At 63.7% G+C, this 22,420-nt stretch carries 21 protein-coding genes and 1 pseudogene; 19 read left to right on the forward strand and 3 right to left on the reverse strand.

The features are described 5' to 3' along the window. Positions 1–200 precede the first annotated feature (200 nt). The 7 genes and pseudogenes from rpoB (at position 201) to KDC96_RS14635 (ending at position 12,055) form a co-directional block, all read left to right on the forward strand. Positions 201–4,409, forward strand: a complete 4,209-nt coding sequence (rpoB, locus tag KDC96_RS14610; RefSeq protein ID WP_212449106.1) for a DNA-directed RNA polymerase subunit beta — start codon at positions 201–203, stop codon at positions 4,407–4,409. 4 nt (positions 4,410–4,413) lie between these two features. Further along, the gene (locus KDC96_RS16600; RefSeq protein WP_256439015.1) at positions 4,414–4,536 is read left to right on the forward strand and encodes a hypothetical protein; all 123 of its coding nucleotides are present in this window, start codon (positions 4,414–4,416) and stop codon (positions 4,534–4,536) included. A 45-nt stretch (positions 4,537–4,581) separates the two neighbouring features. Beyond that, positions 4,582–8,888, forward strand: a pseudogene (gene rpoC, locus KDC96_RS14615) (DNA-directed RNA polymerase subunit beta'). 139 nt (positions 8,889–9,027) lie between these two features. Further along, positions 9,028–9,738, forward strand: a complete 711-nt coding sequence (locus KDC96_RS14620; RefSeq protein ID WP_212449107.1) for a hypothetical protein — start codon at positions 9,028–9,030, stop codon at positions 9,736–9,738. 86 nt (positions 9,739–9,824) lie between these two features. After that, positions 9,825–10,265 carry a DNA-directed RNA polymerase subunit beta' gene (locus tag KDC96_RS14625; protein ID WP_212449108.1) on the forward strand — a complete coding sequence of 147 codons (441 nt, stop codon included), beginning with the start codon at positions 9,825–9,827 and terminating at the stop codon, positions 10,263–10,265. Between the two features lie 39 nt (positions 10,266–10,304). Next, positions 10,305–11,654, forward strand: coding sequence for a glutamate--tRNA ligase (gene gltX, locus KDC96_RS14630; protein WP_212449109.1), 1,350 nt, complete (start codon positions 10,305–10,307; stop codon positions 11,652–11,654). 122 nt (positions 11,655–11,776) lie between these two features. Further along, entirely contained in the window at positions 11,777–12,055 is a 279-nt protein-coding gene (locus tag KDC96_RS14635; protein ID WP_212449110.1) for a PilZ domain-containing protein, read from the forward strand. Positions 12,056–12,285: 230 nt separating this feature from the next. Here the strand turns inward: KDC96_RS14635 and pyk are convergent, their stop codons facing one another. Next, complete coding sequence (gene pyk / locus KDC96_RS14640; RefSeq protein WP_212449111.1) at positions 12,286–13,791, reverse strand: pyruvate kinase; 1,506 nt, start codon at positions 13,789–13,791, stop codon at positions 12,286–12,288. A gap of 74 nt (positions 13,792–13,865) precedes the next feature. Here pyk and KDC96_RS14645 point away from each other — a divergent pair, with 74 nt between their 5' ends. The 8 genes from KDC96_RS14645 (at position 13,866) to KDC96_RS14680 (ending at position 17,953) form a co-directional block, all read left to right on the forward strand. After that, on the forward strand, positions 13,866–14,183 hold the full coding sequence (locus tag KDC96_RS14645) for a DUF1244 domain-containing protein (RefSeq protein ID WP_212449112.1): 318 nt from the start codon (positions 13,866–13,868) through the stop codon (positions 14,181–14,183). A gap of 94 nt (positions 14,184–14,277) precedes the next feature. Next, a complete protein-coding gene (locus tag KDC96_RS14650; RefSeq protein WP_142787856.1) occupies positions 14,278–14,514 on the forward strand; it encodes a DUF2312 domain-containing protein in 237 nt (78 codons plus the stop codon). 63 nt (positions 14,515–14,577) lie between these two features. After that, a complete protein-coding gene (locus tag KDC96_RS14655) occupies positions 14,578–14,925 on the forward strand; it encodes a heavy metal-binding domain-containing protein (RefSeq protein WP_212449113.1) in 348 nt (115 codons plus the stop codon). After that, positions 14,922–15,431: a GNAT family N-acetyltransferase gene (locus KDC96_RS14660; protein ID WP_212449114.1), complete on the forward strand. Its 510-nt coding sequence runs from the start codon at positions 14,922–14,924 to the stop codon at positions 15,429–15,431. The genes KDC96_RS14655 and KDC96_RS14660 overlap by 4 nt, the downstream gene beginning before the upstream one ends. Continuing rightward, on the forward strand, positions 15,428–15,883 hold the full coding sequence (locus tag KDC96_RS14665; RefSeq protein ID WP_212449115.1) for a GNAT family N-acetyltransferase: 456 nt from the start codon (positions 15,428–15,430) through the stop codon (positions 15,881–15,883). Before KDC96_RS14660 ends, KDC96_RS14665 begins: the two co-directional genes overlap by 4 nt. A gap of 82 nt (positions 15,884–15,965) precedes the next feature. After that, positions 15,966–16,712, forward strand: a complete 747-nt coding sequence (locus tag KDC96_RS14670) for a YebC/PmpR family DNA-binding transcriptional regulator (RefSeq protein ID WP_212449116.1) — start codon at positions 15,966–15,968, stop codon at positions 16,710–16,712. Positions 16,713–16,839: 127 nt separating this feature from the next. Continuing rightward, positions 16,840–17,322, forward strand: coding sequence for a crossover junction endodeoxyribonuclease RuvC (gene ruvC / locus KDC96_RS14675; RefSeq protein ID WP_212449117.1), 483 nt, complete (start codon positions 16,840–16,842; stop codon positions 17,320–17,322). A 151-nt stretch (positions 17,323–17,473) separates the two neighbouring features. After that, positions 17,474–17,953 carry a hypothetical protein gene (locus KDC96_RS14680; protein WP_212449118.1) on the forward strand — a complete coding sequence of 160 codons (480 nt, stop codon included), beginning with the start codon at positions 17,474–17,476 and terminating at the stop codon, positions 17,951–17,953. Positions 17,954–18,085: 132 nt separating this feature from the next. Here the strand turns inward: KDC96_RS14680 and KDC96_RS14685 are convergent, their stop codons facing one another. After that, positions 18,086–18,364, reverse strand: a complete 279-nt coding sequence (locus KDC96_RS14685; protein ID WP_212449119.1) for a hypothetical protein — start codon at positions 18,362–18,364, stop codon at positions 18,086–18,088. A 95-nt stretch (positions 18,365–18,459) separates the two neighbouring features. Between KDC96_RS14685 and KDC96_RS14690 the strand changes: the two genes are divergently transcribed. Genes KDC96_RS14690 through KDC96_RS14700 form a run of 3 tightly spaced genes read left to right on the forward strand, consistent with a single transcriptional unit; the run spans position 18,460 to position 20,276 of the window. Then, positions 18,460–18,828, forward strand: a complete 369-nt coding sequence (locus KDC96_RS14690; RefSeq protein ID WP_212449120.1) for an arsenate reductase — start codon at positions 18,460–18,462, stop codon at positions 18,826–18,828. Beyond that, positions 18,798–19,844, forward strand: a complete 1,047-nt coding sequence (locus KDC96_RS14695; protein WP_212449121.1) for a glycerophosphodiester phosphodiesterase family protein — start codon at positions 18,798–18,800, stop codon at positions 19,842–19,844. The genes KDC96_RS14690 and KDC96_RS14695 overlap by 31 nt, the downstream gene beginning before the upstream one ends. A 12-nt stretch (positions 19,845–19,856) precedes the next feature. Then, positions 19,857–20,276 carry a thiol-disulfide oxidoreductase DCC family protein gene (locus KDC96_RS14700; RefSeq protein WP_212449122.1) on the forward strand — a complete coding sequence of 140 codons (420 nt, stop codon included), beginning with the start codon at positions 19,857–19,859 and terminating at the stop codon, positions 20,274–20,276. Between the two features lie 6 nt (positions 20,277–20,282). On the opposite strand, the gene ubiG is transcribed toward KDC96_RS14700, so the two are convergent. Further along, positions 20,283–21,023 carry a bifunctional 2-polyprenyl-6-hydroxyphenol methylase/3-demethylubiquinol 3-O-methyltransferase UbiG gene (gene ubiG / locus KDC96_RS14705; protein WP_212449123.1) on the reverse strand — a complete coding sequence of 247 codons (741 nt, stop codon included), beginning with the start codon at positions 21,021–21,023 and terminating at the stop codon, positions 20,283–20,285. A gap of 67 nt (positions 21,024–21,090) precedes the next feature. On the opposite strand from ubiG, the gene KDC96_RS14710 reads away from it, so the two are divergent. Further along, positions 21,091–22,356: an aspartate kinase gene (locus tag KDC96_RS14710; RefSeq protein WP_212449124.1), complete on the forward strand. Its 1,266-nt coding sequence runs from the start codon at positions 21,091–21,093 to the stop codon at positions 22,354–22,356. The last annotated feature ends 64 nt before the right edge of the window (positions 22,357–22,420 follow it).

Consider the following 22,420-nt stretch of genomic DNA (forward strand, 5'->3'; position numbering starts at 1 on the left):
GGATCGGTTCCAGAATAGAAGCGGCGCTCGCCATATTCGCGACGGATTGTGAAGCTGCACCCCGGCAGCCCGGAAGGGTTGCGTCGAGGCGTGCGGCTCTTTTGCGTCGTTTATGGCCCCGTTTCGCGCAACACAGGCGATCACTTTCGGCGAGCGGGACCACTTCCCGCGAGCTCACAATGAAGAGGCAACATCCCCTCATGGCAACCAAGGCGAAGGCTCCGAAGGCATCGGGCAACGTCCGCAGCCGCAAGGCACAGGGCACCGCGAAGAAGCGCATCCGCAAGATTTTCGGCGACATCCACGAAGTCGTGCAGATGCCGAACCTGATCGAGGTGCAGCGCGAGAGCTACGAACAGTTCCTGCGCTCGAACAAGGAGATCGATTACGTCTCCGGTCTCGAAAAGACCCTGCGCAGCGTCTTCCCGATCCGCGACTTCGCCGGCACCGCCGAGCTCGACTTCGTCCACTACGAGCTCGAAGAACCGAAATACGACACCACCGAGTGTCGCCAGCGCGGCATTACCTATGCCGCCCCGATGAAGGTCACGCTGCGCCTGATCGTGTTCGAAGTCGATCAGGAAACCGAAACCCGTTCGGTCCTCGATATCAAGGAGCAGGACGTCTACATGGGCGACATGCCGCTCATGACCGAGAACGGCACCTTCATCATCAACGGCACCGAGCGCGTGATCGTGTCGCAGATGCACCGTTCGCCGGGTGTGCTGTTCGACCATGACCGTGGCAAGACCCACTCTTCGGGCAAGCTGCTGTTCGCCGCGCGGGTGATCCCCTATCGCGGTTCGTGGCTCGATTTTGAATTCGACGCCAAGGACATCGTCAATGTCCGGATCGACCGCAAGCGCAAGCTGCCGGTCACCGCGCTGCTTTACGCGCTGGGCCTAGACAGCGAGGAAATCCTGCATTTCTTCTACGACACGGTCGTGTGGGAGCGCGCCAAGGACGGCTGGAAGATTCCGTTCACGCCCGAAGCATGGCGTGGCATGAAGCCGGCCTTCGCGCTGGTCGATGCCAAGACCGGCGAAGAGGTTTTCCCGGCAGGCCAGAAGATCAGCCCGCGCGCCGCCAACAAGGCCGCCAAGGACGGCCTGACCGATCTGCTGCTGCCGACCGAAGAGATCGTCAGCCGCTACGCCTCGCGCGACATGATCGACGAAAGCACCGGTCGCATCTACATCGAAGCCGGTGACGAGATCACGCTCGAGCATATCGAAACCTTCGACAATGCCGGGATCGACACTCTCGAACTGCTCGATATCGACGAGATCAACACCGGCCCGTGGATTCGCAACACGCTTAAGGTCGACAAGGCCGAGAACCGCGACGAGGGCCTCGAAGCCATCTACAAGGTGATGCGTCCGGGCGAACCGCCGACCAAGGAAACTGCCGAGGCGCTGTTCGAAGGCCTGTTCTTCGACGGCGAGCGTTACGACCTGTCGGCCGTCGGCCGCGTCAAGCTCAACATGCGGCTCGGCCTCGATGCCGAAGACACCGTGACCACCCTGCGCAAGGAAGACATTCTCGCCGTGGTCAAGGAGCTGGTCGGCCTCAAGGACGGCAAGGGCGAAGTCGACGACATCGACAACCTCGGCAATCGCCGTGTGCGATCGGTCGGCGAGCTGCTCGAAAACCAGTACCGTGTCGGCCTGCTGCGCATGGAGCGTGCAGTCAAAGAACGCATGTCTTCGGTTGACGTATCGACCGTCATGCCGAACGACCTGATCAATGCGAAACCGGCTGTGGCCGCGGTGCGTGAATTCTTCGGCTCTTCGCAGCTGTCGCAGTTCATGGACCAGACCAACCCGCTGTCGGAAGTCACCCACAAGCGCCGCGTTTCGGCGCTTGGTCCGGGCGGCCTTACCCGTGAGCGCGCGGGCTTCGAAGTCCGCGACGTCCACCCGACGCACTACGGTCGCATCTGCCCGATCGAAACGCCCGAAGGTCCGAATATCGGCCTGATCAACTCGCTGGCCTCGTTCAGCCGGGTCAACAAGTACGGCTTCATCGAAACCCCGTACCGCAAGGTCGAGGACAACAAGGTCACCGGCGACGTGATCTACCTGTCCGCGATGGAAGAGCAGAAGCACACCGTTGCGCAGGCATCGGCCGAGCTGAACGCCGACGGCACGTTCGTCGAAGAGCTGATCTCGGCGCGCCAGGCGGGTGACAACCTGATGGCGCCGAACGACCAGATCACACTGATGGACGTGTCGCCGAAACAGCTCGTTTCGGTCGCAGCCTCGCTGATCCCGTTCCTTGAGAACGATGACGCCAACCGCGCGCTGATGGGCTCGAACATGCAGCGCCAGGCGGTGCCGCTGGTCAAGGCCGAGGCACCGTGGGTCGGCACCGGCATGGAAGAGACCGTGGCGCGCGACAGCGGCGCGGCGATTGCGGCCAAGCGCGGCGGCATCGTCGACCAGGTCGACGCCACCCGCATCGTGATCCGTGCAATCGGCGATGTCGAACCCGGCCGTTCGGGCGTCGACATCTACACCCTTCAGAAGTTCCAGCGTTCGAACCAGAACACCTGCATCAACCAGCGCCCGCTGGTGAAGGTGGGCGATGTGATCGAAGCCGGTGACATTATTGCCGACGGTCCCTCGACCGATCTCGGCGAGCTGGCGCTGGGCAAGAACAGCCTCGTCGCGTTCATGCCGTGGAACGGCTACAACTACGAGGACTCGATCCTGATCTCCGAACGCATCGTGAAGGACGACGTGTTCACCTCGATCCACATCGAGGAATTCGAGGTCATGGCCCGCGACACCAAGCTCGGGCCGGAAGACATCACCCGCGACATTCCCAACGTCGGCGAGGAAGCCCTGCGCAACCTCGACGAAGCGGGGATCGTCTATATCGGCGCCGAAGTGCACCCGGGCGATATCCTGGTCGGCAAGATCACGCCGAAGGGCGAAAGCCCGATGACGCCGGAAGAAAAGCTGCTCCGCGCGATCTTCGGCGAGAAAGCCAGCGACGTGCGCGACACCTCGCTGCGTCTGCCGCCGGGCGTGGCCGGGACGATCGTCGAGGTCCGGGTGTTCAACCGCCACGGGATCGAGATCGACGACCGTACGCGGGCGATCCAGAACGAGGAAATCGAGCGCCTGCGCAAGGACGCGGCGGATGAACGCAACATCCTCAACCGGGCGACCTACAACCGCCTCAAGGACATGCTGATGGGCCAGACCGCCTCGGCTGCTCCGAAGGGGGTCAAGAAGGGTACCAAGATCGACGACGAGCTGCTCGAAGGCGTGGAGCGCCACGAGTGGTTCAAGTTCGCGGTCGCCGACGACAACCGTCAGGCGCAGATCGAAGCGATCAAGGCGCAGTATGACGAAGCCGTCGCCGGGATCGACGCCAAGTTCGAGGACCGCAAGGAAAAGCTCGAACGCGGCGACGAGCTCGCTCCGGGCGTGCTCAAGATGGTCAAGGTGTTCGTCGCGGTGAAGCGCAAGCTGCAGCCGGGCGACAAGATGGCCGGGCGTCACGGCAACAAGGGCGTGATTTCGCGGATTCTGCCGGTCGAGGACATGCCGTTCCTCGAAGACGGGACCCCGGTCGATATCGTGCTCAACCCGCTGGGCGTGCCTTCGCGCATGAATGTTGGCCAGATCTTCGAGACGCATCTCGGCTTTGCCGCGCGCGGGCTCGGGATGGAGATCGCCGACAAGCTCGAAGAGTGGAAGGCGGCCAACCCGGGCGCAGCCGAGGACTACAGCAAGACCAAGCCGCCGGCTGCCGTCGTGGAGCGCCTGAAAGACGTCTACGGCGAGCAGTATCACGAGGACATCGACAGCCGTTCGACCGGCGAGATCGTGGAGCTGGCGACGAATATCAGCGCGGGCGTGCCGATGGGCACGCCGGTGTTCGATGGCGCGCGCGAACCCGACGTCACCGACATGCTGATCAAGGCGGGGATCGATTCCTCGGGCCAGTCGGTGCTCTATGACGGGCGCACCGGCGAGGCGTTCGACCGCAAGGTGACCGTGGGCATCATCTACATGCTCAAGCTGCACCACCTGGTCGACGACAAGATCCACGCCCGTTCGATCGGTCCGTACTCGCTCGTCACCCAGCAGCCGCTAGGCGGCAAGGCGCAGTTCGGCGGTCAGCGCTTCGGCGAGATGGAGGTTTGGGCCCTGCAGGCCTACGGCGCAGCCTACACCCTGCAGGAGATGCTCACCGTCAAGTCGGACGACGTGGTCGGCCGGACCAAGGTCTACGAAGCGATCGTCAAGGGCGACGACACCTTCGAAGCGGGCATTCCGGAGAGCTTCAACGTGCTCGTCAAGGAAATGCGCTCGCTGGGCCTCAACGTCGAACTCAAGTCGCTCAGCGACGGCGAGGAAGACGAGGACGACCAGTGGCCGGAGGCAGCGGAGTAATCGCATGACGGAACGGTATCAGGGCATCGGCAAGGCCAGGAAGATCGCGATTGCGGCGGCAATCATCGGCTTTCCGTTTCTGGCACTCTTCGCTGCCGCTTCCCTGATCGACCCTTCCGTCGGCTGATCAACCGCTTCGTCGCAGAGATTTACCCCTAGAGGGAATGTGAAAATGAACGAACTGACCAAATTCACCAACCAGCTGGCCAAGCCGGAAACCTTCGACCAGATCCAGATCGGGATCGCCTCGCCAGAGCGCATCCGCAGCTGGTCGTTCGGCGAGATCAAGAAGCCGGAAACAATCAACTACCGCACGTTCAAGCCCGAGCGTGACGGCCTGTTCTGCGCGCGCATCTTCGGTCCGGTGAAGGACTACGAATGCCTGTGCGGCAAGTACAAGCGCATGAAATACAAGGGCGTCGTCTGCGAAAAGTGCGGCGTCGAAGTGACCGTCACCAAGGTGCGCCGCGAGCGCATGGGCCACATCGAACTGGCCGCGCCGGTCGCGCACATCTGGTTCCTGAAGTCGCTGCCCTCGCGCATCGGCCTGCTGCTCGACATTCAGTTGAAGCAGCTTGAGCGCATCCTCTATTTCGAGAGCTACGTGGTGATCGAGCCGGGCCTGACCCCGCTCGAGAAATTCCAGCTGCTGACCGAGGACGAGCTGCTCGAAGCGCAGGACGAGTATGGCGAAGACGCGTTCTCGGCCGATATCGGTGCCGAGGCGGTCAAGGTCATGCTGATGGACCTCGACCTCGAACAGGAAAAGGAAGACCTGCTCGAAGAGCTCGCGACCACCAAGTCCGCGCTCAAGCCGAAGAAGATCATCAAGCGCCTCAAGGTCGTCGAAAGCTTCATCGATTCGGGCAACCGCCCGGAATGGATGATCCTCGAAGTGATTCCGGTGATCCCGCCCGAACTGCGCCCGCTGGTGCCGCTCGACGGCGGGCGGTTCGCGACGTCCGATCTCAACGATCTCTATCGCCGCGTGATCAACCGCAACAATCGCCTGAAGCGCCTGATCGAGCTGCGCGCGCCGGACATCATCGTCCGCAACGAAAAGCGCATGCTGCAGGAAGCTGTCGACGCACTGTTCGACAACGGCCGTCGTGGCCGCGTCATCACCGGCGCGAACAAGCGTCCGCTCAAGTCGCTGTCCGACATGCTCAAGGGCAAGCAGGGCCGCTTCCGCCAGAACCTTCTGGGCAAGCGCGTCGACTATTCGGGCCGTTCGGTCATCGTGACCGGCCCCGAACTCAAGCTGCACCAGTGCGGCTTGCCCAAGAAGATGGCGCTCGAACTGTTCAAGCCGTTCATCTACGCCCGCCTCGATGCCAAGGGTCTGTCGATGACCCTCAAGCAGGCGAAAAAGTGGGTCGAGAAAGAGCGCAAGGAAGTCTGGGACATCCTCGACGAAGTGATCCGCGAGCACCCGGTTCTGCTGAACCGTGCGCCGACGCTGCACCGTCTCGGCATCCAGGCGTTCGAGCCGGTTCTGATCGAAGGTAAGGCGATCCAGCTGCACCCGCTGGTCTGTTCGGCCTTCAACGCCGACTTCGACGGCGACCAGATGGCGGTCCACGTGCCGCTGTCGCTGGAAGCGCAGCTCGAAGCGCGCGTGCTGATGATGTCGACCAACAACATCCTCTCGCCCGCCAACGGCAAGCCGATCATCGTGCCGTCGCAGGACATGGTCCTGGGCTCTACTACCTCTCGATGGAACGGCAGGAGAAGACGCCCGAATTCCTCGACAACGAGGACGGCACCAAGGTCGAGAGACTGCCGCGCTTTGCCGATATGGCCGAAGTGCACCAGGCGCTCGAAACCAAGGCCGTGACGCTCCACACCAAGATCATCGCCCGCGTCCCGCAGGCCGATGAAGACGGCAACGTGGTGATGACGCGGTTCGAGACCACTCCGGGGCGCATGCTGATCGGCGAATGCCTACCGAAGAGCCACAAGGTGCCGTTCGACATCGTCAACCGGCTGCTCACCAAGCGCGAAATCGGCGACGTGATCGATCAGGTCTATCGCCACACCGGCCAGAAGGACACGGTGCTGTTCGCCGACGCAATCATGGTGCTGGGCTTCCGCTACGCGTTCAAGGCCGGGATCAGCTTCGGCAAGGATGACATGATCATCCCCGACGCGAAGGAGAAGCTGGTCGAGGAGACCAAGGACCTGGTGGCCGGATACGAGCAGCAATACCAGGACGGGCTCATCACCCAGCAGGAAAAGTACAACAAGGTGATCGACGCCTGGAGCCGCTGCGGCGACCAGGTCGCCGACGCGATGATGGAAGAGATCAAGGCGCGCCCGATCGACAAGGACGGGCGCGAAGCCGAGATCAACTCGATCTACATGATGAGCCATTCGGGTGCGCGTGGTTCGCCCGCGCAGATGAAGCAGCTCGCCGGCATGCGCGGCCTGATGGCCAAGCCTTCGGGCGAGATCATCGAGACCCCGATCATCTCGAACTTCAAGGAAGGCCTGACCGTCCTTGAATACTTCAACTCGACCCACGGCGCTCGCAAGGGCCTGGCCGACACCGCGCTCAAGACGGCGAACTCGGGCTACCTGACCCGCCGCCTGGTCGACGTGTCGCAGGACTGCGTGATCGTCGAGGAAGACTGCAAGACCGAGAACGCGCTGGAAATGCGTGCGATCGTGCAGGGCGGCTCGGTGATCGCCTCGCTGGGCGAGCGAATCCTCGGCCGCACCGTCGCCGAGGATGTCATCAACGCCGCGACCGACGAAGTGATCGTCAAGGCGGGAACGCTGATCGACGAACCGATGGTGAAGGAAATCGAGGAAGCCGAAGTGCAATCGGCCAAGATCCGTTCGCCGCTGGTCTGCGAAGCCGAACAGGGCGTCTGCGGCACTTGCTATGGTCGCGATCTTGCACGCGGAACGCCCGTCAATATCGGCGAAGCGGTCGGCGTGATCGCGGCGCAGTCGATCGGCGAACCCGGAACCCAGCTGACGATGCGGACCTTCCACATCGGCGGCGCGGCGCAGCTCAACGAGACCTCGCATCTTGAATCGATTTCGGACGGCAAGATCGAATACCGCGACATGCCGACCATCACCGACAAGAAGGGCCGCATTCTCTCGCTCGCTCGCAACGGCGAGATTGCCGTGATCGATGCCGAAGGGCGCGAGCGCGAAATGCACAAGGTGCCTTACGGTACGGTGCTGATGTTCAAGGACGGCGCCAAGGTGAAGGAAGGCGACCGGCTGGCGGAGTGGGATCCGTTCAGTCTGCCGATCATCACCGAGCAATCGGGCGTAGTGAAGTATCAGGACCTGATCGAAGGGACCACGCTCGAAGAGCAGACCGACGATGCGACGGGTATCGCCCAGCGTGTCGTGACCGAAAACCGGGCAACCGGTCGCAAGAAGAAGGAAGAACTGCGTCCGCGCATGACCCTGCTCGGCGAAGGTCAGACCGACGACGGCGAAACCGAGGCGCAGCGTTACATGCTCGCTCCGGGCACGACCCTGTCGGTCGAGGATGGCCAGACGGTCGAAGCGGGCGACATCCTCGCCCGTGCCTCGCGCGAGGCCGCCAAGACCCGCGACATCACCGGCGGTCTGCCGCGTGTGGCCGAGCTGTTCGAGGCGCGTTTGCCGAAGGACAATTCGATCATCGCCAAGATTTCGGGCAAGATCGAATTCGTCCGCGAATACAAGGCCAAGCGCAAGATCGCGATCGTTCCCGAGGAAGGTGATCCGGTGGAATACCTGATCCCCAAGACCAAGGTGATCGACGTGCAGGAAGGCGACTTCGTGAAGAAGGGCGACACCCTGATTTCCGGTTCGCCCAACCCGCACGACATCCTCGAGGTGCTGGGCGTCGAGGCGCTGGCCGAATATCTCGTCAACGAGATCCAGGAAGTCTATCGCTTGCAGGGCGTGAAGATCAACGACAAGCACATCGAGGTGATTGTTCGCCAGATGCTGCAAAAGGTCGAGATCACCGATGGCGGCGACACCACTCTGCTGCCGGGCGAGCAGGTCGACTACGCCGAAATGCTCGAGATCAACGGTAAGCTCGGCAAGGGCAAGAAGCCGGCCGAAGGCACGCCGATCCTGCTCGGGATCACCAAGGCGTCGCTGCAGACCCGCAGCTTCATCTCGGCCGCCTCATTCCAGGAGACCACCCGCGTGCTGACGCAGGCGGCGGTCGAAGGGAAGCAGGACACGCTGATCGGTCTCAAGGAGAACGTGATCGTGGGCCGCCTGATCCCGGCGGGTACGGGTGCAGGCATGAACCGCATGCGCGTCACCGCGTCGAGCCGCGACGCGGCGCTCAAGGCAGCGTGGAAGAAGCAGCAGGAAGCGCTCGCCGCGGCCAACGCTGTTCCTGAACCTGAGCCGGAGCCGGAGCCGGAGCCGGAGCCTGAAGCCGACGCCGTTCCTTCCGAGGAAGCGATGAAGGCTGCGATGGGTGGCGGCGAGGCTCCGCCGGTGGAGTAAGCCGCCTTCGGTCCATCGGACGCCGACCGAACAGACCCCGCCGAAGCGCCATGCTTCGGCGGGGTTTTTCATGGCCGGTATCCGGCTTGCGGCGATGCGGGGTGATGATACTCTGTGGTTTCCTGAGGGAGGGAAGCCCATGAAAAGAGTTGCACTTACCATCGCGGCCGCATGCCTGCTGGTGCCGGCCCATCTGGCCGCCCAGGACGATGGAGTCGTGATCGTCACCGCCAGCCGGTCCGACCGCTCGAATTACGAATTCTACGATGACGACCAGTCGGCGATCGGCCTGACCCGCACTGCAGACTACTTCGTCAAGCCGCTGTTCGTGAATTCGGATTCGCGCGATGCTGGCGAACGCAGGCGCGAGCTTCTGGCGATGTTGCGCGCGACCATCGAACGGGCACCCGGAGCGGGGATCGCACTGGTTGCGGGCAGTTACTCGCTGCAACCGGTGACGCTGGAAAACTACGAGGAACTGCCGATCGGTTATGGCGGGCGTCCCGACACCAGCCGGGTGCAGATCTTTGCCCGCATCCCGGTTCGCGGCAGCAATCAGCGCGCGCGCGACGCCGACAAGCAGATCGAGGCCTTTGCCAAGTCGATTCCGGCGACCGGGCGCTCGTTCATCGAAACCGGCAGCACTTCGCTGGCGATCACCAATCCCGACCAGTACCGTCTCGAGGTGGTGAAGACGGTTGCCGAGGAAGCCAAGCGCTACGCGGCGCAGTTTGGCAGCGATTACGGAGTCGAGATTCAGGGTCTGGATTCGGAGCTCTACTGGCAGCAGGCGAGCGAGACCGAAGTGTTCCTGTATATCGACCACAGTTTCGTCATCAGGCCGAAATAGGTGCGCTGAGAAGGTAAATAGCTATTGCGAGGCGTTTGCAATAAACGTATGGGAGTCAGGTCTATTCCACGAAGGTCAGGATGCCCATGAGCCGTCACCATATCCCGACTGTCCGCGCACTCTCCACCATCGCCCGACTGGCCAGTCCGCCCCGCATCGAGGATACCGGACCCGTCGCCGCGCGCTTCATCTATTCGCTGCGCCTGATCGCCGTCCACGAACGGGCGGGACGCGATCCGGTGCCGGAACTGGCCTTGCGGCTCGGCAGCGTCGAGATTGCCGCACGAACGCTCGCGCTGTCGCAGACAATCACCGCCACGTGGCCGGAGAACATCCACGTTTCGCGGTTCTGCTGCGGGCTGCTCACCCATGACGAGGCGACCATCGGCGCGCTGATCGATGCGGTGTGCGCGCGGAGCCGAACCGGCTTCGAGCATGCGATCGAAGGCTTCGTCCGACCGGAACGGATGTATCGTCTCTGGGACGCTGGCATTGCCCTTGTCGAGGCAGAGCATCGCCGCGCGTAACGCTTGCCGCGCAGCCATGTGCTGGCTACCGGACTGCACATGACTGTCACCCGTTTCGCCCCGTCCCCGACGGGCCGCCTCCATGTCGGCAATATCCGCACCGCGCTGCACAACTGGATGCTGGCCCACAAGTCTGGCGGGACATTCATCCTGCGGATCGATGACACCGATGCGGAGCGCAGCCGCGAAGAATATGTCGAGGCGATCCGCGCCGATCTGGCGTGGCTGGGGATTGCTGCGGATCGCGAGGAGCGGCAATCGGCGCGGCTGGATCGCTACGAAGCGGCCTTCGAAAATCTTAGGGAAGCCGGGCGGATATATCCCGCTTACGAGACGCAGCAGGAGCTCGAACTCAAGCGCAAGATCCAGCTGGGTCGCGGTCTGCCGCCGATCTACGACCGTGCGGCCCTGGCGCTTTCCGAGGAACAACGTGCCGCCAAGGAGGCCGAGGGTATCCAGCCGCACTGGCGCTTCAGGCTCGATCAGGAGGAACCGATCGGCTGGGAAGACGGCGTCCGCGGCACGCAGAAATTCGACCCCGCACAGCTTTCCGATCCGGTAGTCCGGCGCGCCGACGGGTCGTGGCTGTACATGCTGCCGAGCACGGTCGATGATATCGACATGGGCGTCACGCAAGTGCTTCGCGGTGAGGATCACGTTTCGAACACTGCCGTTCAGATTCAGATGTTTACCGCACTCCATGCTGCACAATTCGCTGCAGCAAAACAGGTGCCCGATTTCGCCCATGAGGCCCTGCTGGTAGGCAAGGAGGGCAAACTGTCCAAGCGTCTCGGCTCGCTCGGCTGTGACGCGTTTCGTGAGCGCGGGATCGAACCCGAGGCGATCGTCGCGCTGCTGGCGCGGCTCGGCACGTCGTTGCCGGTCGAACCGATCGCCGACCGCGCGAAGCTGCTCGAGACATTCGACCTGTCGACCTTCGGCCGTGCCCCGGCAAAATTCGACGATGCCGAGCTGGACCGGGTCAACACCGCCATCGTCCACGCCATGCCGTTCGACGCGGTCAAGCATCGCCTGCCCGAAGGGATGGACGAAGCCGGCTGGCACGCGGTGCAGCCCAACGTGGCGACCGTGGGCGAAGTGGGCGAATGGTGGCGGCTGGTCACCGGTCCCATCGAACAGCTCGAATTCTCGGACGAGGACCGCGCCTATCTCGCCGAAGCCGCCGCAACGCTGGAGTGGGGCGAGGACCCGTGGCACGCGCTGACCGCGGCGCTCAAAGACATGACCGGGCGCAAGGGCAAGGCCCTGTTCCTGCCGCTGCGGCAGGCGCTTACGGGCATGGACCATGGCCCGGATATGGGCGAACTGCTGCCGCTTATCGGCGAGGAGGCGGCGCGGCGCAGGCTGGAGCGCGCGGCGGCGTCGTAACAGCGGGGTCCGGGCCGAGGAGCTTTTCGACCCGATGCCGTCCTTAACTTCAAGTCAAACACTTTTGGCTAACCCGGTAGACCACGCAGTCTGAGCAGCGGTCCGATCGGGAGAGAGACGACATGCCTTCGACGCAGAACGGAGAGGCTTCGACGGGCTTCAGCGCGCTCGTGCGCTATCGCACGCGTCGCAAGATGGAAATGGAAGTCCTCGACATCGGAGCGGGCGGATGCCTCGTCGATGCTCGCGGATGGTCCGTAAAACCTGGCGAGAAAGTATCGGTCAAATTGCCAAACCTCGCCTTTGTCGCGGCCAATGTCGTATGGATCGAGAACAGCCGCGCGGGGATCGCGTTCGAGGAGCCGCTCTACGGCCCGACGCTCGAGCATCTCACCAGCTGAATTCCGCCGGATGATTCCATTGGCGAAGTTGACACACCTGACACGGTGTCACCCGCCAACTCCCGTCTCAACCTTATGAAAAGCCGACAGTTTTCGTCGAATTGGTGAAGTTGACACTATTCCAACTCGAAACGCGCCTGTCCGAGGACGCGACAGTGAACCGACGATGCGAAAGAGCATCATCGAATTAACGTATCGGCGCTTTGTAGGAAAACGGTTCCGCTTGCGCGCTACCCGGCGTGCTTATCCAGTTCGGCTCCGGTCAGCGTTACGATGTGCAGCAGGTTGGTACTCCCCGGCGTTCCGAACGGCACGCCCGCCAGCACGACCTGCTTCGATCCCGCCGTGCCGAATCCGTGGCGCAGGGCCATGCGTTTGCCCTTGGCGATCATCTCTTCGAAACTGCCGATATCCTTGGTCGCGACCGCGTGCGCGCCCCAGAGCAACCCCATCCGCCGCGCGGTACGCATCGACGGCGTGAGCACCAGCATCGGCGTTGCCGGGCGTTCGCGCGCCACCCGCCGCGCGGTCGATCCGCTGGAAGTGAACACCGTGATCGCGCTGATCGGCACGGTGTCGGCGATGGTCATGCAGGCATGCGCGAGCGCATCCGATGTGGTCGCATCGGGCGGCGTATCGAGAAACCGGACGCGGTCGATATAGCCTTCGTCGCCTTCGACCTGGGTGGCGATCGAATGCATCATCGCAACCGATTCCTCGGGCCAGTCACCCGCCGCGCTCTCGGCCGAAAGCATCACCGCATCGGCGCCATCGTAGACCGCGTTGGCCACGTCGGAGACTTCGGCGCGGGTCGGGATCGGGCTTTCGATCATGCTTTCGAGCATCTGGGTCGCCACGATCACCGGCTTGCCGGCGGTGCGCGCGGCGTTGACGATCCGCTTTTGCAACGGCGGGACCTCTTGCGGCTCGAGCTCGACGCCGAGGTCGCCGCGCGCGACCATGATCGCATCGGCCAGTTCGATGATGTCGCCGAGGCGCTTGACGGCCTGCGGCTTCTCGATCTTGGCGCACAGCGCCGGACCCTGCGCGGCCCCTCGCGGCGCGCCCTTGGCGCGGTGCGCGCCGATCAGCTTGCGCGCCTCGGCCAGATCCTCGGGGCGCTGGACGAAGCTGAGCGCGATCCAGTCGGCACCATGCTCGACCGCGAAGGCGAGATCCCTGCGATCCTTGTCGGTCAGCGCCGGGATCGGCACTTCGGCATCGGGGACATTGACCCCCTTGCGGTCGGAGATCACCCCGCCGACCTCGGCCGAACAGAAGATGCGGTCGTTGTCGGCTTCCTTGACCACCAGCCTGATCTTGCCGTCGTTGATCAGCAGTCGCTGACCGCGCTCCATGATCCCGAACAGTTCGGCATGCGGCAGGAACACGCGGGTCTCGTCGCCGGGCGCTTCGTCGCGGTCGAGCGTGAAATGCCCGCCATGGCGGATTACCGCGCTGCCATCCTTGAATGTGCCGACGCGCAGCTTGGGACCCTGCAGATCGGCAAGGATCGCGATCGGGCGGGCAAACTCCTTTTCGAGCGCGCGGATCGCTCCGATCGCCTGTTCGTGATCGGCGTGGCTGCCGTGGCTCATGTTCAGCCGGAAGGCGTCGGCCCCGGCTCTGAACAGCTTGCGCAGCATTTCGGGAGAGCGACTGGCAGGGCCGATCGTCGCGAGAATCTTGACCTTGCGACCGCGCGGGTCGATCCTTGTCGCATCGTGTCTGGTCATCGATCCCAGTGATCCCTCCGTCCGGTTCACGCGAGCTATGGCACAGCCTTCCCGCAACTCAAGGAAATGTCGTTATGAATATGGATCAAGACCCGCTCGATACCCTCGACGATGCGCAGGCCGCCGCCGCGTTCCGGCGCCTGGTGCGGCACTTGCGCCACCGCCACGACGCGCAGAACATCGAACTGATGGGGCTTGCCGGGTTCTGCCGCAATTGCCTGGCCGACTGGATCCGCGACGCAGGGTACGAAGGCGACAAGGCGGCGGCGCGCGCGCTGATCCACGGCATGCCGATGGACGAATGGAAGGCGACAAGACAGCAGCCCGCGACCGAAGAACAGATCGCGGCAATGGAAGCGAGCCTGACGAAAAATCGGGCAGATTTGCGCTAAAGTTTTCCCGCCTTGTGGACAGCGCGCTTGCCCACGGGCCCTGCTCCGCTAATTCGCGCGTCAACCCAATCTCGAATCACCGGAGACACAATTCATGGCCGAAGCCACCGACGACCGCCTGCGCCTGCTGATCGAGCGCATCGAACGCCTCGAGGAAGAGAAGAAGGGCATCGCCGACGACATCCGCGACGTCTATGCAGAAGCCAAGGCGGTCGGATACGACGCCAAGATCATGCGCCAGATCGTGCGCCTGAGGAAGATGAAGCCCGACGACCGCAGCGAACAGGAGATCATCCTGGAAACCTACAAGGCCGCGCTCGGGATGGGGTGAGGCGTCGTTGACGGTTCTTCTTTCTGTATAGAGAGGTGATCACGGCGTCGGGAGAGAAACATCATGCCGAACGAATGGAAAGATGCGCGCGGGGTGATTGTCACCACCACCCCATCGATCGAGGGCAGGCCGATCCAGGAATATTGCGGCATCGTGGTCGGCGAAGTGATCGTCGGGGCGAACATCTTTCGCGATCTGTTCGCCAATATCCGCGACATCGTCGGCGGGCGGTCGGGCAGCTACGAACGCATCCTGCAAAAGGCGCGCGACGAGGCGATCGAGGAATTGCAGGCCGAAGCCGCTTCACGCGGGGCCAATGCGGTGGTCGGGATCGATCTCGATTACGAGGTGATCGGCGATACCGGCTCGATGCTGATGGTCAGCGCCAGCGGGACTGCGGTAAAGGTGTGACGCTTACGATCCGCCATGGCGATCCGGCGGCAGATTCCGCGGCCTGTGCGCGGATTTACGCGCCGCACGTCACGGAAAGCTGGGTCAGTTTCGAGCTTGAAGCGCCAGACGCGGATGAAATGGTCCGGAGGATGGCACGCTACGGCACCTCGCATGGCTGGCTCGTGGCGGAGCAGGATGGCGAGGTTGCCGGATACGCCTATGGCTCGCCCCACCGCGAGCGAGCGGCCTATGCAAACTCCTGCGACGTTGCAGTCTATGTCGCCAGAGAAGCTGCGCGACGCGGTATCGGGCGCGCGCTTTACTCCGAACTCCTCTCGATCCTTTCGCGCGACTTTCACGCTGCGTTTGCAGGCATCGCGCTGCCCAACGAACCAAGCGTGGGACTGCATCGCGCGATGGGCTTCGAGCCGGTCGGCGTCTATCGCGAAGTCGGCTGGAAGTTGGGTGGCTGGCGCGATGTTGCGTGGTTTCAAAAGCGCCTTGGCCAAGGGAGTGTCGGATGATTGCGGTACGCCGCCTCGGACCCGGCGATCTGGCCGGGTACCGGACGATGAACGCGGTGTTTTCCGAGGTTTTCGAGGAGCCGGAGAACTACGCCGACAGACCGCCGGGCGATTCCCATGCCAGGGCGTGGCTTGCCAACGCGAACAATATCGCGATCCTCGCCGAAGCCGGGGGCAAGACGGTGGGCGCGCTGGCGGGTTATGTCCTGCCCAAGTTCGAGCAGGAGCGCAGCGAGCTCTTCATCTACGATCTCGCCGTGCGCGAAAGCCACCGGCGACGGGGAGCGGCGACCGCGATGATCGAGGAGACGCGCAAGATCGCGCGCAACGTGGGCGCGTGGACCGTGTTCGTGCAGGCCGACACGACGCCCGAAGACGAACCCGCGCAGGCGCTCTATCGCAAGCTTGCCTCAAGCGAGATCACTGCGCTCCATTTCGATATCGCGCCTTAGGCAATTGTCGCGCGGCGCGCGCTTCGCTAGGGCTGCGCCCAACATTCCAAGCCAATTCGAAGAGTTCCCCCAAGGATAGACCATGGCAGGCCATTCCAAATTCAAGAACATCATGCACCGCAAGGGTGCGCAGGACAAAAAGCGTTCGAACCTGTTTTCCAAGCTCAGCCGCGAAATCACCGTCGCCGCGAAGATGGGCACGCCCGATCCCGACATGAACCCGCGCCTGCGGCTGGCGGTCAACACCGCCAAGGCGCAGTCGATGCCCAAGGACAACATCCAGCGCGCCATCGACAAGGCGACCGCGGGCGATGACGAGAACTACGAGGAAGTGCGCTACGAAGGCTACGGCCCCGGCGGCAGCGCGATCATTGTCGAGGCACTGACCGACAACCGCAACCGCACCGCCACCGCCGTGCGCACCGCGTTCAGCAAGAACGGCGGCAATCTCGGCACCGAAGGCTCGGTTGCGCATGGCTTCGAACGGCTCGGCTATATCGAATACGGCCCGGAGGCGGGCTCGGAGGACAAGGTGCTCGAAGCCGCCCTCGAAGCCGGGGCGGAGGATATTTCCTCGTCCGAAGACGGCCACGAAATCTGGACCGCCGCAGAAGATCTGCACGCGGTGGCCGAAGCGCTGGAAAAGGCGCTGGGTGAGGCCAAGGAAGTCAAGCTCGCGTGGAAGCCCAACCTCACCGTCGAGCTCGACGAAAAGAACGCCGGCACGCTGCTCAAGCTGATCGACACGCTCGACGACGATGACGACGTGCAGACCGTGTGGGGCAATTACGAGATCAGCGACGAGGTGATGGACAAGCTCGACGCGTGACCTGGCGCGAATGGCTTTTCGCGGTGGTGCTGGGCGCGGCGTTCCTGCTGGCGATCGCATGGAGGCTGGGATGGCGGATCGGGCTTGGATAAATTCCCCTCCCGCTCGCGGGAGGGTAAGATAGAGCATGCCAATAATCCTCGGCCTTGACCCTTCGCTCTCCTGCACCGGGTGGGGCGTGATCAGGGCCGAAGGCTCGCGCATCACCCACATCGCCAATGGCGAAGTGAAGACCTCGCCGCGCGCACCGATGGCGGAGCGGCTGGCCGATCTGCATCGCGTGATCGCGGGCGTGATCGCCCAGCACCGTCCCGAACGCGCGGCATGCGAGGAAGTGTTCGTCAACAAGAACCCGCAATCGACGCTCAAACTGTCGCAGGCGCGCGGCGCGGTGCTGGCCGCGTGCGGCGCTGTCGGGCTGCCGGTCGAGGAACACGCCGCCCGCGCGGTGAAGAAGGCGGTGGTCGGCACCGGCGCAGCGGACAAGAGCCAGGTGCAGGCCATGCTCCGAATCCTGCTGCCCGGGGTCGAACCTGCCGGGGCGGACGCCGCCGATGCCCTCGCCGTCGCCATCGCCGATGCCCATCTGGGCCGGGAGTTGCGACGGTAATCAGCGGGTTATCAGTGTTGCATGACATGCCACGAAATCGCGGTGCCGCTTGCATTTGTCGCAACAGCAGCTTCGTGCTAGTGTCTCCCACGGAACAGCTGCAACAAGCTTCAGCCCTTCATCGGTACGCACAACAGGCGGGAGACCAGCGATGAAGAGACTTGTACTGAGTGTAGCGTCGGCAACGATGATTATCGGAGCCGTTCCGGCACATGCCCAAAGCTTTACCTACGACATTACGTGGCAGCCGGTCGAATCGGTCGGCGGGATCGACGGTATGGACGGCCCCCAATACCAGGGCGGCAGCGTCAACGGCACCTGGACCACGACCTATGAAGACGGATCGAAGGATTCGGGAACGCTCAGGTGCGTCGGGATGGACCAGCCCGATGGCGGCGTTTTTGCGATCCATCTGACGTGCAATATCAAGGGCAGCGAAGGCACGGCCACATCGGTCTACGGTTGCAATTTCCTCGGGCCGCGCGGACCCGACACGCCGCTGGGCTGCGTCGGAGGTCTGCAAGGGCGCGAAGGGCCGTTCGCCGATCGGCGCGGCGGCCTGACGATGGAATGGTATTCCGACACGAAGTCGCGCGGTACCGGCCAGTGGTACAGCCCCGGTCAGCCATAGCGAAGCGACCTGCGGCCCTTGCCTGTGCAAGGAGCCGGTTCAGGAAAGCCGCGTGAAATGGGGGCTTGCGACAGGCAAGTCCCCATTTTCATGCGCCCGAGTTGGCGCAGCGCCGATTGACGCGGAACAACCCTAGTTGGCGCCCGGCGACTGGTTGTCGTTGTCGTCGAGGTCGGCAATGATCACCACAATCCCGGTGATCCACAGCCCCACCAGCAACAGTGCGATCACATCGCCGCTCGCGGCGATGCCTTCGCCATCGGCCGAGCGACCCAGCCCGGGCTGCACCTGCGCGCTGGTGTAGAACGCCGGACTGTCACCGGCGCGCGTGTTCGCTTGCGCTGCCACGGGCGTCATGACAAGGCTACCGGCCGCCAGCGCGACCATCAGATTTCGTGCTGCATTCAGCATAGGCGCTCCATTCACGGTGTCGCGTTACGCCAAAAAACTCTAGAAATCGCTAACCATTGCGATCTACCGGCCCTGATTTGCGATAAGGAGGCACGATGGCCATCCATCTCTACGGCATCCCCAACTGCGACACGGTGAAGAAAGCGCGCAAATGGCTCGAAGCGCGCGAGCTCGAATACGCGTTTCACGATTTCAAGAAAGAGCCTGTCGATCCGGCCAACCTGATGGAATGGATCGCGGCTAAGGGTGTCGACACGGTGCTCAACCGTCGGGGAACCACGTTTCGCAAGCTGTCCGATGCAGACAAGGCCGCTCTCGACGCCGACAAGTCCGGGGCCAAGGCGGTAACCTTGCTGCAACAGCACCCCTCCATGATCAAGCGCCCGGTCGTCGCCCATGCGGGCGGCATCCTGATCGGTTTCAAGGAAGACGAATGGTCCGCAGCCCTTTCCTCGCATTCCTGATCGGCGCATTCGTTGCCGTCACCCCGATCGCGGTCGCGGCGCAGGACGCGCCAATCGTGATCGCGCATCGCGGTGCGTCGGGCGAGCGGCCCGAGCACACGCTTGCCGCCTACGAGCTGGCGATCGATCAGGGGGCCGACTTCATCGAGCCCGATCTCGTCGCGACCAAGGACCTTGTGCTGGTCGCGCGGCACGAAAACGAGCTGTCGGACACCACCGATGTGGCATCGCGCGAGGAATTCGAGGATCGCCGCCGCGACAAGATCATCGACGGGCAACGGATCGCCGGCTGGTTCGCGGAGGATTTCACCCTCGCCGAGCTGCGGACGCTGCGCGCCCGGGAGCGCGTCCCCGCTACCCGCCCCGCCAATGCCCGGTTCGACGGGTTGTATCAGGTGCCGACCCTCGCCGAGATCGTGAAGCTGGTGCGCGCCAAGGAAGCGGCGACCGGGCGGCGGATCGGACTGTATCCCGAACTCAAGCATCCGACCTTCCTGCTGCAGGAAGAAGGGATCGACATGGTCGATCTGTTGCTTCGCGACCTGCGCGAGCTGGGAATCGGTGCGGGCGATCCGGTGTTCGTTCAGAGCTTCGAGGTCGGGGTGCTGCAGCGGCTCGACCAGCGCAGCGACTACCGGCTGGTGCAGCTGATCCGGGATGTGGGCGGACCTGCCGACGAACCGGGCATGCGCTACGAAGAGATGATCTCGCCCACCGGGCTCAAGGAAATCGCCACCTATGCCGACGGGATCGGGCCGTGGCTCGGACACGTTTTGGGCGAGGATTTGAGCCCGACCGATCTGGTCGCCAATGCCCGTGCGGCGGGGCTGACCGTGCACCCTTGGACCCTGCGCAAGGAGAACGGTTTCCTTCCGCCCGCGCTCCAGAATGGCGCCGTGCAGTCTGCGGATGGCCGCTATCGCGCGCTGTGGTCGGCGGCGATCGCGAGCGGGGCGGACGGGTTCTTTACCGACAATGTCGGCGAGCTGGTCGAGCTGCTGGGCGAGGGCAGGTAGCCCGTCCCGCCGATGGCAATTCCGCGCGATCATCCGATCATCGTGTTCGACGGCATGTGCGTGCTGTGTTCGGCCAACGCGCAATTCGTGCTGAAGAACGACCGGACGGGAAAGTTCCGGCTCGCCGCGATGCAGGACGAGGCGGGCGCGCAGATCCTGCGCGATGCTGGGCTCGATCCCGCCGATCCGCTGAGCTTCATTATCCTCGATGCGGAACAGAATGGTGGCAAAGTGCGGATGGACAGCGATGCGGTGCTGCATCTGTGGAGCGAGCTGGGCTGGCCGTGGCGGCTCGGTGCGGTGTTCAGGCTGGTGCCGCGTTTCGTGCGCGATTCGATCTACCGGCTGATTGCGCGCAATCGCTATCGCTGGTTCGGCAAGCGCGAGACCTGCTGGGTACCGGATCGCGAACAGGCGTCGCGCATCCTGTGAGACGGATCAGTCGGCACGCCGGGCCGAAAGAATGTAGTTCAGCGATTCGTCGTCCGACAGATGCAGTCCCTTGCCCGGTCGCCACGCGATGCCGCGCCGCTCGACCATTTCCAGACCGAGCTCCCCGAGCAGTTCCGCAAGCTCGTCCGGCGTGATGAAGTCGCTCCAGTGATGCGTGCCTTTGGGCACGTAACCCACTGCCTCGGCCGCGCCGACCAGCAGCAGCCGGGACGCCGCGGTGCGATTGGGCGTGGACATGACCAGCAGTCCGCCCGGCGCGAGCCTGGCGACCACATCCGACAGGAAGGCGCGCTTGTCGGCAACGTGTTCGATCACTTCGACGCAGGTTACCAGGTCGAAGGTCCCGATATCGAGCCCGCCGACCTCGCCCGTCATGTAGCGGATATCCAGCCCCATCGCTGCGGCATGGGTGCTCGCGACCGCGACATTTTCGGCCGCCGCATCGACCCCGGTGACCTCCGCGCCGAGCCGCGCCAGCGGTTCGCACAGCAGCCCCGCGCCGCAGCCGATATCGAGCGCGCTTCTACCGGCAAGCGGCTTCACGCCGTCGCGATCGGTGTTCCAATGGGCGTCCACCGCCGCACGGGCAAACTCGAGCCGCACCGGATTGACCTGGTGCAGGCTCGCCATCTGACCTTTGGGATTCCACCAGTCCCGCGCCAGCGCAGCGAAGTGCGCGGCCTCCTCGGGCCGGATGGTTACATTTGATACGTTTGCGTTTCCCATGCCGCCTCGTTAGCAGCGCGCGGGAACAGGAACCAGCGGGAGCGTTCGTCCCTTGGCACGAATAGTGATGAAATTCGGCGGGACCTCGATGGCGGGGACCGAGCGGATTCGCCGTGTCGCGAATATCGTGCGCAAGCAGGCGGCTGGCGGCAACGAGGTTGCGGTCGTCGTCAGCGCGATGGCGGGCGAGACCGATCGGCTGGTCAATTTCTGCCGCGAGGCGAACGCGCTCTACGATCCGGCGGAATACGACGTGGTGGTTTCAAGCGGCGAGCAGGTGACGAGCGGGTTGTTGGCGCTGACGCTGCAATCGCTGGGCTGCAAGGCGCGCAGCTGGCTCGGCTGGCAATTGCCGTTGAAGACCGCCGAAGCGCACGCCAAGGCCCGGATCGAGACGATCGATGCGCCCGGCATGGTCGCGAGCATGGAAGCGGGCGAGATCGCGGTCGTCCCCGGCTTTCAGGGAATTTCCGATGACGGGCGGATCACGACGCTGGGGCGCGGCGGCTCGGACACGTCGGCGGTCGCGGTCGCGGCGGCGGTGAAGGCCGATCGTTGCGATATCTACACCGATGTCGACGGGGTCTACACCACCGATCCGCGGATCGTCGCCAAGGCGCGCAAGCTGAAGGCGGTGACCTATGAAGAGATGCTCGAACTCGCGAGTGTCGGGGCAAAGGTGCTCCAGACCCGTTCGGTCGGGCTGGCGATGAAGGAAGGCGTCCGCATCCAGGTGCTGTCGAGCTTTGTCGGCGACGACGCGGTATCGGCGGACGATCTGCCCGGCACGCTGATCGTGTCGGACGAGGAAATGGACGAACTGGTGGAGAAGGGCCTGATGGAACGGCAACTCGTGACGGGAATCGCGCACGACAAGAACGAGGCGAAGATCATCCTCACCCGCGTCCCCGACAAGCCGGGCGCGGTTGCGCATATCTTCGAGCCGCTCGCCGATGCGCACATCAATGTCGACATGATCATCCAGAACGTCGGCCGCGACAAGGGCGAGACGGACGTGACCTTCACCGTGCCGCAGGCCGACCTTGCCCGCGCGCAGGCGCTGCTGGAGGACCGGCGCGGAGAGATCGGCTTCAACCGCATCATTACCGACAGCAAGATCGCCAAGATCAGCGTCGTCGGGGTCGGCATGAAGAGCCATGCCGGGGTGGCCAGCACGATGTTCCGGGCGCTGTCCGATCGCGGGATCAACATCCAGGCGATCTCGACGTCGGAGATAAAGGTCAGCGTGATGATCGACGAAGACGAGACCGAACTGGCCGTCCGCGTGCTGCACACGGCCTACGGGTTAGACGCCGTCGACGAACCCGCCTGACGGTTCGTCGCGGCTGATGCCTCGGTCCACCGGTATTAACTGCGGATGCTAACTTCTCCTTAAC

The sequence above is a fragment of the Erythrobacter sp. JK5 genome (genome assembly GCF_018205975.1).
In the GTDB taxonomy this organism is placed as follows: domain Bacteria; phylum Pseudomonadota; class Alphaproteobacteria; order Sphingomonadales; family Sphingomonadaceae; genus Erythrobacter.